The sequence below is a fragment of the Streptomyces sp. cg36 genome, assembly GCF_041080675.1.
Taxonomy (GTDB): domain Bacteria; phylum Actinomycetota; class Actinomycetes; order Streptomycetales; family Streptomycetaceae; genus Streptomyces.
Genome location: NZ_CP163520.1, coordinates 8410343 through 8423148 on the forward strand (window position 1 = coordinate 8410343; position 12806 = coordinate 8423148).

At 70.2% G+C, this 12806-nt stretch carries 12 protein-coding genes and 2 pseudogenes; 5 read left to right on the forward strand and 9 right to left on the reverse strand.

The features are described 5' to 3' along the window. The first annotated feature begins 110 nt into the window (after positions 1–110). The gene (locus AB5J87_RS37040; protein ID WP_369383765.1) at positions 111–395 is read left to right on the forward strand and encodes a transposase; all 285 of its coding nucleotides are present in this window, start codon (positions 111–113) and stop codon (positions 393–395) included. Between the two features lie 293 nt (positions 396–688). Here the strand turns inward: AB5J87_RS37040 and AB5J87_RS37045 are convergent. Next, positions 689–748: pseudogene (locus tag AB5J87_RS37045) on the reverse strand (group II intron maturase-specific domain-containing protein); the annotation flags it as partial. 88 nt (positions 749–836) lie between these two features. Then, positions 837–1694: pseudogene (locus tag AB5J87_RS37050) on the reverse strand (ribosome-inactivating family protein); the annotation flags it as partial. 22 nt (positions 1695–1716) lie between these two features. Here AB5J87_RS37050 and AB5J87_RS37055 point away from each other — a divergent pair. After that, a complete protein-coding gene (locus AB5J87_RS37055; RefSeq protein ID WP_369383150.1) occupies positions 1717–2775 on the forward strand; it encodes a helix-turn-helix domain-containing protein in 1059 nt (352 codons plus the stop codon). Between the two features lie 1298 nt (positions 2776–4073). Here AB5J87_RS37055 and AB5J87_RS37060 read toward each other — a convergent pair. Continuing rightward, positions 4074–4799 carry a response regulator gene (locus AB5J87_RS37060; protein WP_369383151.1) on the reverse strand — a complete coding sequence of 242 codons (726 nt, stop codon included), beginning with the start codon at positions 4797–4799 and terminating at the stop codon, positions 4074–4076. Positions 4800–4969: 170 nt separating this feature from the next. Further along, a complete protein-coding gene (locus AB5J87_RS37065; RefSeq protein ID WP_369383152.1) occupies positions 4970–6163 on the reverse strand; it encodes a sensor histidine kinase in 1194 nt (397 codons plus the stop codon). A 222-nt stretch (positions 6164–6385) separates the two neighbouring features. On the opposite strand from AB5J87_RS37065, the gene AB5J87_RS37070 reads away from it, so the two are divergent. Beyond that, on the forward strand, positions 6386–6526 hold the full coding sequence (locus tag AB5J87_RS37070) for a hypothetical protein (protein ID WP_369383153.1): 141 nt from the start codon (positions 6386–6388) through the stop codon (positions 6524–6526). Positions 6527–6786: 260 nt separating this feature from the next. On the opposite strand, the gene AB5J87_RS37075 is transcribed toward AB5J87_RS37070, so the two are convergent. Beyond that, positions 6787–7779, reverse strand: a complete 993-nt coding sequence (locus AB5J87_RS37075) for a ribosome-inactivating family protein (protein ID WP_369383154.1) — start codon at positions 7777–7779, stop codon at positions 6787–6789. Positions 7780–8013: 234 nt separating this feature from the next. Next, entirely contained in the window at positions 8014–8160 is a 147-nt protein-coding gene (locus tag AB5J87_RS37080) for a hypothetical protein (protein ID WP_369383155.1), read from the reverse strand. On the opposite strand from AB5J87_RS37080, the gene AB5J87_RS37085 reads away from it, so the two are divergent. Then, positions 8147–10417, forward strand: coding sequence for a helix-turn-helix domain-containing protein (locus tag AB5J87_RS37085; protein WP_369383156.1), 2271 nt, complete (start codon positions 8147–8149; stop codon positions 10415–10417). The two genes, AB5J87_RS37080 and AB5J87_RS37085, sit on opposite strands and share 14 nt — an antisense overlap. Before the next feature lie 147 nt (positions 10418–10564). On the opposite strand, the gene AB5J87_RS37090 is transcribed toward AB5J87_RS37085, so the two are convergent. Further along, a complete protein-coding gene (locus AB5J87_RS37090) occupies positions 10565–10714 on the reverse strand; it encodes a hypothetical protein (RefSeq protein ID WP_369383157.1) in 150 nt (49 codons plus the stop codon). Beyond that, positions 10711–11064 carry a hypothetical protein gene (locus AB5J87_RS37095; RefSeq protein ID WP_369383158.1) on the reverse strand — a complete coding sequence of 118 codons (354 nt, stop codon included), beginning with the start codon at positions 11062–11064 and terminating at the stop codon, positions 10711–10713. Before AB5J87_RS37095 ends, AB5J87_RS37090 begins: the two co-directional genes overlap by 4 nt. 203 nt (positions 11065–11267) lie before the next feature. Here AB5J87_RS37095 and AB5J87_RS37100 point away from each other — a divergent pair, with 203 nt between their 5' ends. Further along, positions 11268–11420, forward strand: coding sequence for a hypothetical protein (locus AB5J87_RS37100; protein WP_369383159.1), 153 nt, complete (start codon positions 11268–11270; stop codon positions 11418–11420). A gap of 414 nt (positions 11421–11834) precedes the next feature. Here the strand turns inward: AB5J87_RS37100 and AB5J87_RS37105 are convergent, their stop codons facing one another. Beyond that, positions 11835–12485 carry an RICIN domain-containing protein gene (locus AB5J87_RS37105; protein WP_369383160.1) on the reverse strand — a complete coding sequence of 217 codons (651 nt, stop codon included), beginning with the start codon at positions 12483–12485 and terminating at the stop codon, positions 11835–11837. Between the last annotated feature and the right edge of the window lie 321 nt (positions 12486–12806).

Genomic DNA, 12806 nt, shown 5'->3' on the forward strand with positions numbered 1-12806 from the left:
GGGGTCTGTCGTCAAAGTGATCTTGGGTTGTGGATCATGGGCGGGTGATACGTCGCCATGAACTGTCGGACGCTGAGTGGGAGCTCGTGCAGCCGTTGCTGCCTCGGCCTGTGCTGGGACGGCCGCGGCTGGATGACCGGACGATTCTGAGCGGGATCGTGTGGAAGTTCCGGACAGGGGTCGCCTGGCGGGATGTGCCCGACCGGTACGGGTCGTGGGCCGGCCTCCACACCCGTTTCCGCAGGTGGGCGGCGGACGGAACGTTCGAGCGGATGCTCCGGGCCGCGCAGGCGCGAGCGGACGCGGCAGGCGACATCGAGTGGCTGGTGTCGGTGGACTCCAGTGTTGTCCGTGCACACCAGCACGCGGCCGGGGCCCGAAAAGGTGCCTGTTGAGTCGGCACGGAGGGCGGTGCCGGTGTTGCCACCAGTCCGTTTATCCGTGCCGCTCGCCGAACCCGGCGTACCCGTCTCCGAGTACCGGGCTCTCCACGGTCTCTGCCGTTCAGGCGTGGTTGAGGTGTGTCCAGGGGTTGGGGATCGTGTTGCCTCTGTAGCGGTAGCGGGTGACCGCCACCGCCTGGAGGTCGAACAGTTCGATCCCGTCCGCCGAGAGCTTGTGCCACCGTCCGTTGTGGTCGGTGCAGCGCCATCCACCAGCTGATCACCCGGTGCCACGTGAAGCTGGCCAGGGAGCTCAGGGCGGCTTTGCAGACCGCGTGCTTGAAGTAGTTGGCCCAGCCTCGCATGATCTGGTTGAGCCTGATCAGCACGTCCCTGGGGTTCTGCTGCCTCCAGCCACCGGTACTCCCAGCCCAGGGCGTTCTCACGGTGGTTGTAGATGTTGTCGTAGACGCGTTCGAGGATCCGGCCGAAGCGGGCCGCTTCGGAGAGGACCTGGATCATGACGACCAGGGAGCGGCCCACCTGGTCGGTGTAGCCGTTCGCGTGTCCGAGGGTGTAGGCGGCGTTGTAGACGCTCGCCGGGGAGAGGACGAGGTTCTCCCGGGTGCTGCCGCCCGGCAGGGCGTCGTAGTTGCCGTTGCGGACGAGGGACCGGACGTGCTCGACGCCCTGGGCCTCGGCGAAGCCCCGCCGGTTGTCGGCGAACTCGAAATGCCTGATGTCAGAGGTGCCGCGGGGGGCGTAGAAGCCGGCGACGTAGAGGTTGTCGGCCCACAGGCAGATCGATACCAGGTCGTTGCCGCCGGTGTCGCGGATGCGTACCTGGATGATCCGGTCCTGTTCGAGGGTGGTCTGGGTAACGCCCTGCTCGCCAGTCACGTCGCCGTAGCTGAGCTGGTGGATCCGGTCGATCATGCGGTAGTAGTTGAGGGCGTGTTCCATGCCTCCGGGCTGCTTGCCTGCGCGCGCAGAGATGACGGCCCCGCATCCGGCCGAAGGCGACATCGCTCGGCACAGCGCTGGCTCGGCGTTCGCACGGGGGCGCCTTCCCTTGCGCGGGGACAGGGCTGGAGGGGATGCGCGGCCCGCAAGTCGCAGGCGGCGGACGGCGATGGCTGGCGGCCCGCCAACGCTGTGGCGCAGCCGTCCCGGCTGGGTCCGCCACCGCCTTGCCTGCCGTGAGATGCCCGTCTCCGGGGTGCTCTGCCCAACTCCTGCTCGTTGAGGCCCCGGTGGGTTACTGACGGGTTTGCCGTTTACCTGTCCGATGGCATGCTGTGGTTCAAACATCCAGGTCAAAAGGGGTGGGATCGTGTCCTTGGAGATACCGGAGAGGGACCTCGGGGGTGCGGCAGCGCACTACACAACCCAGGGGCTGCCCGCCTCGCACAGGCGCGCCTACTGGCGTGAAGCACTCTCCAACACGTTCGGGTCCGTGGACATGAAGGTCCCCTACGAGGTCGAGTACGGCTTGGTCCGGACCTCCTTGGTCGGCTCGCTCCAGGCCGTCACCGTGGAAGGCGAACCCCATCGGGCCCAGCGGACCCGGCGTCTGATCGCCGGCAGCAACAACGATGAGTACGTGGTCGTCAAAGTCCTGAGCCACGGGGCGGTCCGCGTCGAGCAGGACGCCCGGGACACATGTCTGAGCGCGGGCCAGCTCTTCGTCTACGACATGTCCCGCCCCGTCCAGCTGACCGTCCCCGAGCGGTTCCGGACCAAGTCGCTGGCTCTGCCCCGCCGCGCCCTGGGCCTGAGCGAATCAGACCTCCAGCGGCTCACCGCGACACCGCTCGGCGACCGCTCACCGCTCGGCCGGCTCGTGACGCCCTTCCTGTCCCACCTCGTCGACACGGCCGGCACCTACCAGCCGCAGACCGGCGAGTCCGTCGCCCGCCACGCCGTCGATCTGATCCAGACGCTCGTGGAGGAACACCTCGGCTTCGACCTCCAAGAGACACCGAACGCCGCCCGGATGACTCTGCTGAGGATCCAGGCCCACATCAGCGAACACCTCACCGACCGGGAGCTGACCCCCGAAGTCATCGCCCGCCACCACCACATGTCCGTACGCTCCCTGCACAAACTCTTCGAGCAGGAGGGACTCACCGTCAGCCGCTGGATCCAGCAGCGCCGCCTGGAGCAGTGCCGCCGTACCCTGCGTGCCGGCCAGACCCGAGGCAGGACCATCGCGGCCATCGCCCACCACTGGGGCTTTGCCAGCGCCGCGCACTTCAGCCGGTCCTTCAAGGCCGCCTACGGCATGTCACCGGTCGCGTGGCGCAACGCGGCTGTACACACACCGGATGCTCCTGCCCGCATCGACGCCAGAGCCACACACGCGACCCTGCCGACAGGGACGGACAGCTGAGGCACATGCCGCGGACACAGCCGTAACAGATGCCGGGCACCGCCTGCTGACGGTGCCCCCCGGTTAAGGTGTCGGCGGCATGCGGCAAGGATCCGGAAAGACTCCACTCACAGGGCGAATTCTGCCGTCACGTCCCGGATTTGGCCCAGGGTGGGCCGAGCCCGTGGAAACAGGCTTGGAGCTCGTGCGGGCAGCGGGGTAGCGGTCGCGGACGGGTGCAGGCGCTTTCGCAGCTGGACGGGCCTTCCGTCGATCTCGGGCAGGTAGTCGGCGGAGACGGTGATCTTCCCGTCCCCGCCGGTCGGCGGGCCGACCTCGTCGAGGTGGCGCCGGGCGAAAGACGGCCCGAGACCGTGACACTGCCCGTTCCATGGGCCTGCACGGCGGTCACGGCCGCCGCCGGACCGGCCGCCGACTACGCGGCCGGGGCGGAGGCGGCCAGGAACGACGCGGCTACGGCGAGGGAGCCAAGGCAACGCAACGGAGACATCCGAGACATGATCACTCCAGGGGGAAGTGGCAGCGGCCGGGGCGGCCCTGCCCCTACTGCTGCTCTGCTCCATCAGGGGATACCGGCAGGCTCCTGACGGAGGCGGATGCTCTTGAAGGCGAACCCATCCGCCAGGAGCTATGGCGTCTCGTGCCGCAGCCCAAATCCCCTTGCACGAGGTAAGGACGGAGGAGGATCACCCTTCCTTGAAGGGGGCAGTCTCCGTTCCCAGGAAAATATCCATCAAGGCCACATTTCATGAGGTTGACGTCAACTGAGGATGCAAACCACATAGTTCCACCACGCCATGGGACACCTCCTTTCACTGCACAGTCAGATACGAAGCCCACGACCTCAACTCATTGGAAGAGGGTTGACCAGTACCACATATTTCTCCTGGATGAGATCCTCAGCGTCCGCTGCCGTGCGGGGCAGGGACACAACCTGACCTCGGTAGAAACGGCCTTGCCTGCTCGCCTGGTTGGCCCACGTGGTCCTGCTCACCGGGTTGCGGACCAGATGCAGAGGGCGGACATGAGCAGCCCCGCCTTGGGGACCCGTTGCGAACATGGCGAGTTGAGTCCACAGGGGAACTCTGTATCAAGTTGCCAACCGGAGCGGTGCCTTGAGGCCGCTGATTCCATCTTGGCGGACTTCGAGCCCTTGCGGCTTCCTTCTTTCGGCTGAGTGCTTGCGCCAGCGGCAGCTCGGCCTTACGGCCGATGCGTGTCGGCCTGATTCGCCTTCGCTGGGAGCACGAGAGCGCGAGGACAGGTGTGACGCGCTGGCGACCTCATGTGCAGCGCAGTCACCCTCGCTGCCCCGCCCCTGCCGTGTCGCCGAGGTCATTGCGCCAGGCCCAGGCCGCTATCTCCACCCGGTTGCGGGCGCCCAGTTTGCGCTGGATGTTGCCGAGGTGCGTCTTGACCGTCGACAGGGTGACGTACATCGCGGCGGCCACCTCCTCATTGGTGTGCCCGCGAGCGACCATGGCCACCACGTCCTGCTCACGTGGTGTGAGGGGACCCTCCGGGCGGTCGCCGCCGGTGGGACCGGGGGGCAGGGTGCTGGGAGGGGCAGCCAGTTCCCGGAGCAGGCGTACGGTTATGGAGGGCGAGATCAGCGCATCACCGGCGGCCGCCGCACGGACGGCTTCGACGAGCAGGGCGGGCGAGCAGTCCTTGAGCAGGAAGCCGCAGGCGCCGTGCGCCAGGGCCCGGGAGACATACTCATCGAGGTCGAAGGTGGTGGCGATGACCACCTTCAGGGGGTCGGGCACGTCCGGCCCGGCGAGGAGTCGGGTCACCTCCAAGCCGTCCGTGCCGGGCATACGGATGTCGAGCACGCAGACGTCCGGGCGAAGCCGACGTGCCTCAGCCAGGGCTGACGTACCGTCCGCCGCCTCGCCCACGACCTCGATGTCGGGCTGCGAGTCCAGGATCATCCGGTAGGCAGCGCGCAGTGTGGCCTGGTCGTCGGCAAGGAGGACGCGTACCGGTCGCAGTGGGCGGTGGCCTGGGGGTATCTGATCCATGGATGCAGGCTACGGCCCCTACTTCCCGTGGCTGTGCACTTCTTCCCTGGGGCGGCCGTGCGCCGTGGAGGCGTGGGCAGTGGTGAGGCCGGAAATTTGCCGGGCAGCCTTTCGCCGCCCGCGTCGGCGCGGCAGGTTCCACCGCTCGTGGCAGCCCGCGCGGCTCCGCCCTACCGTGCTTCCAGTGGTATCTCGGCGTGGAGTTGCCACCCGAAGCCGGGGCGCGGGCCGGAGCGCAGTGTGCCGCCCAGGGCCTCGACGCGTTCGGTGAGCCCGGCTATGCCGACGGGGCGGTGGCGGACGGGCTGCGGGCGCCGGGCCGCCGGTGCGTCGTCGGTGACGTAGACGGCCAGGCCAGGGGCTTCGCCGCGGTCGCGGCGCACGTCCACAGTCACCTTCGCCGCGCCGCCCGCGTGTTTGCGCACGTTGGTCAGGCCCTCCTGGACGACGCGGTGGACTACGGCCGCCACATGGTCGGGCGGCGGGTCGACGGCGAGGGTCGGATCCACCGTCAGCGCGACGGCGGGACCGGCCCCGGCCGCCGCGGCCACCAGTTCACGCAGGTCGTCCAACCCGTGCGCCACGCGAACCGGCGGCTCCTGGTGGCGGCGCATCACGTCCACCATGGCGCGCATGGCGCCCAGCGCCTCCGCGCCCGCCGACTCGATCCGGGCCAGCGAATCGTCCAGCTGCCGGGCGCTCGGGGGCTGCCCGGTCGCGGCGAGGAAGCGCAGGGCCTTGGTCTGGGCGGTGACCGCGGTGATGTGATGGCCGACGAAGTCGTGCAGTTCGCGTGCGTACTCCAGGCGCTGGGCCTGCAAGTGGTGGTCCCGGTCGCGTTCACGGGCGGCATCCAGAAGGCGCAGATAGAGGCCGAGACCCGCCATCAGCGCCCCGGCGAGCACGATGAACGGGACACCGTAGGCGCGGATGCGGGTGTAGTCGTAGGTGGGCAGGCGCAGGAAGACCATGCCCGCGGCCGGCCAGGCGGCGGCACAGAGCAGGAGCGCGCGGGCGGCGCCGAGGTGGCGCACCGCACGCGGTATGAGCAGGAGCAGTGCGCCCATCTCCACCAGGCCCGGTAGGTGTTCGGGGCGCTCGGGGAGCTGGCTGGTGAGCGCCGACAGCGCACCCGAGGCGAGCGCTGCGGCTGTGCCCGTACGCCCCAGATACCGCTCGGGCACCACCAGCGCCGCGCTGGCCAGGAGGCCGGTGAAGACGGTCGCCGCGCTGGTGGGCCAGAATCCGGTGTCCAGGCCCTCCGCGACGGTCGCCGCCAGAAGTACAGCGGTTCCGGCTGCCACGGCCGCCCGGCGCGACAGCGCACGGAGCGCCGGTGTGCGGCGCGCCAAGAAGTGGATCATGATGGACACCGTACGGGGGCAGGCCCGCCTTCGCCTCGGCCTTTCGGTCGATCCGGGTGAAGGCGAGCGGTTCAGACCTTCGGTCGATCCGCTCGCCGGACGACCTGGGGAACGATCAACGGTATCCGCCGGCCCTGTGGCGTGCCCCGGCAATCGGGGCGCCCTCGCATCAGGACACATCCGCACCCTCGGCGGACATCCAGTACATCAGGAGAAACCGGCATGACCGCACGCCCCGCCCACCGCTTGCTCACCCGTATCGTCGTGCTCGCCTCGTGCCTGCCGTACGCGCTCGTACTCCTCGGTCAGGAGTGCAGGGCCCGACGCGAGGCCCGCCATTACACCGCCCGCAACCGTGACTGACGTTCCGTCATGCGCTCCTCTGCACCCTCTTACCGCCGAGCGGCTTGCCGAGGTCGCCGGTCAGCTTTCCCATCGGCCCTACGAGACGGATACGGGGCTCGTTCTTCCCTTTCTGCCTGGCCTTCTCCTCGGGTGTCAGCTGGCCGCACGCGGCTTGCTGGGGCGCGAGGCGCCTGCTTGCTTGCGGGCGTGGGGGCGGGTGTGACAGGCCGGGCCCGGTCCGTGGTGGACCGGGCCCGGCTGAAGAGCGGAGCGGGGGGTCAGCGTCCGCTGTTGTACAGGGCGAGGAAGGGGGTCAGGTAGGGACGGCGTGGGTCGGGGATCCCGATGTCGTCCACGTTGCCGTAGAAGCGCCCGTCGATGTTCACACCCCGGTCGGCGCGGTGGGCCGCGGTGTTGTGCGCCATGCGGGACAGGTCACTCCAGTTGAGTTCGAGGTCGGTGCCGAAGGCGCCGATGTTGGCCGCCATATTGTCCTGCGGGTCGCCACCGGCGTAGAGGGTCTGGGCGACGCGGTTCTGGATCCAGCCGAAGCGGGCGGCCTCGGCGGTGGCGCCGATGATGTAGGCCATCGCCCGGTTCACCGTGGTGGAGTTGCGGTTGCCCGGCGTGGCGTTGGTGAGGTTCTGCACCTGCTCGTACATCGTCGTCCGGTCGTAGGTCTGGGCCCCCCGCCACTCGGGCGAGGCCGACATCTGCGCGTAGCTGCCGTCGCCGGTGATCTCGTTGAACGCGGGGGCGGTCGGCGGGACATTGTTGGGGTCGAGGCCGAGGCGCAGCTCCTCCGGCAGGTGGTTGGTGTACGCGGCCGCGGCCTGGTTGGCGCGGGGGACGATGCGGTAGTGCTGGCCGCGGGCGGAGAAGCCCAGGAAGTAGAGGTTGTCGACGTTGAAGTACAGCGCGAGGTGCGCGCGGTTGCCGTCCGCCTCGTGGGTCCAGACCAGGACCCGGATGACCCGGTTGGTGTTGCGGCGTGCCGTGGTGTCCATGTACCCCGGGCTGTTGCTGACACCGTCCATCTGGTGGCCGGCGGCGTTGCGCAGCGCGTTCACCATGGCGTTGTAGTCGTTAAAGCTGTCAAGCGCCCCTCGGCTTCTGTCTGGCGCCTCGTAGTGGTACAGGTGCCAGTCGATGGTGGTGAACCGCTGGGTGGTCTCGGCGTGGGCCTTGGGTGCGGCGGCCCCGAAGAGCACGCTGCAGGCGGACACGAGGGCGAGCAGCAGGACCGTGAGCTGCTTTCCGGTTCGGCGCATGGTGGGTATCGGATGCAGGTGCATCGGGTGAATCTCCCTGAAGCATTGCCGTGCGGATGTGGGGCGCACGGCGAGGACACCCCGTCGCACGCCTGCCGCAGCGTCGGGGCAGGTTGTGGGCGGGGGACGGTCAGCGAGGCGAGAAGACGACAGCCCTGCCCGGCCGCGCCCGGTCAGGGCGGGGGTTCGGCCAAGGGGTGGGGCTCCCGCGGCAGCTGCCGGGGGTCTTCTTCCTCAGACCTCGATCCAACCCGGGCGGGCGGGCGCCAGCCAGGCAATTTCCCCCGCAAAACTGTGTGCCGCATACTTTTGCGGGTGGGGTTCGGCGTTCGGCGGGGCCACGTCGAACCAGGGGAAGATCATCAGCATGGCCTCGTCCACACCGGCCGGTTCCTTCAGCATCACGTCGTCCGCACCGGCCGCCGTCTCCTTCGGCGTGCTGCTGCACGGGCTGCGGCGTCGGGCGGGGCTGAGCCAGGAGGACCTGGCGCATGCGGCAGGCGTGAGCGTGCGTACCCTGTCGTATCTGGAGCAGGGCCGCTCCCGGGGCCCGCAGCGCCGCACCGTCCAGGCCCTGGCCAAGGCCCTGGGCCTGGATGCGGCCGGCTTCCGGGAGCTGGAGGAGGCCGCCAGCCTGGGCCGGCCCCGCCCCGCCCGCACGACGCCCACCGCCGAGCTGCCCGCCGCCGCACCGGAGGCCACCGTGACCGCGAGCCCGCCCGCGAGCGCGCCGGATCTGCTGCCGCGCGCGCCGCGGGGCTTTCACGGCCGGGCCGGGGAGCTGGCCGCGCTGACCCGGGCCAGCGCGGGCGAGGCCCCCGTCTGCCTGGTGGTGGGGCCCGCCGGGGTCGGCAAGACCGCCCTGGTGCTGCACTGGGCCCGCCACGACCCGGCCGGGCTCACCGACGGGCGCCTCTACGCCGACCTGCGCGGCTTCAGCGACATGGGCGAGCCGGCCGCCCTTGACGTACTGCGTGAGTTCCTGACGGCCCTGGGCGTGCCGAGCGAACGGATACCGGAGTCGGAAAACGCCGCGTCCGCCCTGTTCCGCTCGCTGGCCGCCGACCGCCAGCTGCTGGTCGTTCTCGACAACGCGCGCGATGCCGAACAGGTCCGCCCGCTCCTGCCGGGCGGCGACCGCTGCGTCACCGTCGTCACCAGCCGCCACCGCCTGGCCGCCCTGATCGTCACCGACACCGCCCGCCCACTGGCCGTCGACGTCCTCACCCCCCAGGACGCCACCGCGCTCCTGGCCCGCATCCTCGGCACCGACCGCATCGACGCCGAGCCGGCCGCAGCCCTGCGCCTGGCCGGGCTGTGCGGCGGCCTGCCCCTCGCGCTGCGCGTGGCAGCCGCCCGCCTGGCGGGACGGCCCGGCTGGTCGCTGGCCGTGATGGCCGACGAACTGTCCGACGAGACACGGCGGCTGGGCCTTTTGGACCTGGAGGACACCGGGGTGCGCGCCGCACTGCACCTCACCCTGCGCCAGCTTGCCGAGCCGGTCCGCCACTTGTTCGCCGCCCTTGGCCGTCACCCCGGCAGCCACGTCGACCGGTACGCGGCCGCCGCCCTGGCCGCCACCGACCCCGTCAGCGCCGACACCGCCCTGGAGCACCTCACCGCCGCGCACCTGCTCACCGAGACGGCGCCGGGCCGGTGGCAGATGCACGACCTCGTGCGGCTCTATGCCCGCGGCCTGGACGCCCACCCCGACACCCTCACGCGGGTCCTCGACCACTACATCACCACCGCCACCGCCGCCGTCGCGGCGGCCGAACCCGGCTCGGAGGACTGCTTCCCCCTCCCCACCGGCTTCCTTGCGCCCCTCGCGGTAAGGGAGTTCGGCGACCGGGGCGCCGCTGTGGCCTGGTTCACCGCCGAACGCGACAACCTCACCCAGGCCGTCGCTGCCGCCAGCGCCGCCCGCCTGCACGAGCGGACCTGGCGCCTCGCCATGACCATGTGGCCACTCATCGTCTGGCGCGTGCGCGACGGCTGGGCGCCGCTGCTGGAGACCGCCCTCGCCGCCACCCGGGCCGGTGCCGACGAGCACGGCGAGGCCCGGGTCCTCAACATGCTCGGCTGGGTCCTCACCGAAGAGGACCGCACCCCCGAGGCCCTCGTCCACCTGGAGGCCGCCCACGCGCTCGCCGCCCGCGCAGGCGATTCGTTCGCCGAGGCCAACGCCCTGATCGTCCTCGCCATGGCCCAAGCCGCCCTCGGCGACCTCGACCAGGCTGCCACCAGCTGCGAACGCGCCGCCGGCCTGGCCCGCCAGAGCGGCGACCGCAGGATCGAACGCCTCGCCACCCAGCACCTCGCCCGCCACCAGGCCGACGCCGGCCACTGGCACCAAGCCCTCACCACCGCCAACCAGGCCCTGAACTCCGGCTACGGGTCCGGCACCACCGACATCCCCCACATCCTGCTGCTCATCATCAAGGGCGAAGCACTCCTCGGCCTCGGCCACCACACCGACGGCACCACCCAACTCGACCTCGCCGCCCGTGAGGCGGAGGCCGCCGGCTACGACGACGGCACGGTCCGCGCCCTCGCCGCCCTCCTGCGCGCAGCACCGGACCCCGAGATCCAGGCACGGTACGACACGGCACTCGCACGACTCACCACCCGGGCCTGACCACAGCCGCACCCACACCAGCAGCCCGGGCCGGCGGGAAGGCCACACCTCGGCACTGGAACCGGGAGCACCCAGACCTTGCCGCCGACATGGTCCAAGGCGCCGGGACCACCCGCCACTGACGTACCTCACGTGCCTGACGAACCATCAGATATCCACCGGGCACGCGCCGGGCCGGAGGTCAATTCTCAGGTGCCTCACGGCTGCTGGGCACCCAAGATAATCGCGGATGTCGGCCACCAGCTCCGGGTGGTCGCTCAAGTCGATGTGGTCCGGGAGCAGCGCGTAGCCGATCATCCCGAAGAGCGTGTGGCACACGTGGCCAGCTGCTCCGGCGGCGTGAGCTGGACTGCCCCCTGGCGGGCCCGGAGATCCGGCGGGGTGCTGGTGTTCTGCTGGGCCTCGGCCATGGACTCCTCCCAGCTCCGTTCCGGCGGGGCGTTGCGGTGGGCTTCTTCGGCCATGAGTGCCTCGGCCAGTTGCGCCGGCCACGCGGCGCGGGCCGGCGCGGGCGGTTCCAGGCCCGCCTGCCTGGCCGCCCACACCGTGCGTCCGCCCGTCTCCCGCGTGTGCGCGGACCGGTCGGCGCGCTCCTGCAGATCGGCAACCTCTGCCAGACGCCCGGCAAGAGCGATGGATGCGCTCACGGTGCTCCACGGCCCACTGCTCAGCTCGTCCGGTGTGTCGTACTTGTTGTCCGTAGCCAGGGACAGGGAGAAGGAGCTTGGGGCGGAGGCGAGTGTGCGTATCGTGGAAGTGCTGGTCGGACAGGATGTGCCCACGGCTGTGATCAGGGAACTGGCGGCGGGGGCCCTGACAGCGTAGGCGGGCCCGGCTGCGCATCCGGCTGATGTCGGAACAGGGGCTGTTGCCGGGCTGGCAGAGCGGCCTGGCCGCGCTCGACTGCGCCCTGTCCCAGCGGGCCCTGCTCGCTGGTGGCAGTGGCGTGGCGGACCTCCGCCCCGATGCCGCCACCGCTCCCGGGCAGTGGCCCGCCGTTTGATCCGGATATGGCCGCGCTGGACCACGCCGTCGACCAGATCGCCGCCGATGCCCGTGCGGTGGGGGAGCTGATGCTGGAAGTCGCGCCGCCTACCTCGGCGACATCGACGCCGCCGAGGTTTGGAGCCGGTGTGCGAGCCGATCGGCGAACTCCTCGAACACGCTCTCGCCGCCCGCCGCTACGCGATGACCGGCGACCGCCGGGCCCTGTACGGCACCCCTCTGTGAGCCCTCACGCCAGCGGGCGCGGCCCTGGGCCCGCCCGCAGCACCGGCCGGTCAGTGCAGCCGTCACGGCATCTGTGGGAGCGTTCTCCCCACCCGTGACGGACGTGTCCTCGGGTGGGGTTTCGCCGCTGCTGCGGATGCTCGTGGTGCGGCGGGTGGGCTCCGCACCACGAGCCGTACCGGTCTGCTTACGGGATGGTCCAGTGGTGGTCGTCGTTGTCGCTGCAGTAGTAGAGGGTGAGCCGGGCGTCGTTGCCGCCGGTGCGCACGCCGTCCACGTCCAGGCACAGTCCGCTGGCGAGGTTGACGAGCCAGAAGCTCCCGTCGGAACGGGGCACCTGACCGTAGATCTGGTTGTCGCCGGTCGTCTGGTTGCAGTAGAACTCGCTGACCTTGGTGCCGGCGCTCACACTGCCGTAGTTCGGCACGTCGAGGCACAGATTGTCCTTGACGTTGCGCAGGTTGTAGAGCCTGTAGCCGTTGGAGCTGTCTCCGAGGTAGTCCCAGTAGAACAGCTGGTTGTCGCGGGAAGAGCCGTCACAGGTGTACTCGTTGACCGGGCCGTTCACGGTGCCAGGGCCGTAGCCCGGGATGTCGATGCACTTGCCGGTCACGACGTTCTTGACCAGGTAGGGGCCGTAGGTGGTGGAGGCGGGCGTGAGGTGCTGAGGAGCGCGGGGAAGGAGTGTGGTCTTGCCGGGGGACGCAATGCGTACCGGGGCGGAGCCGGGTGTTGCCGGAGTGGCGGAGTCCGCGTGTGCAGGGGCGGCGGTGAATGCGAGCGCGAGCAGGGTGACGCCGGCGCTGAGCGTGCCGGTGAGTCGTCTGATGGGTTTCATTGTTGTCCCTGCCTTTCGTTGTGGGTTGATTCGGGATGCTGTGGAACTCTTTGCGGTCTTTGTCTGGTCTCGTCGAGGCGAGGGGCTGGCCATGGCCTCGGTGGCGCTGTGGGAGGGCTGCTCCTCGCTGGTGTTGCGTGGTCTGACATTGCCGGGGAAGGGAGTTGACCGCGCGGCCTCGATGCGGTGCGTGCAGGTCGGCCAGGGGCGGGGGCCGGACAAGCGGGGTTGTCCGCGGACAACTGGGGGACCGGCCGTGCCTGTGGATGCCGATCGGTCGTGGATGGCGCTTGCGCTGTGTGAGGCGGTGGCCGCGAATGG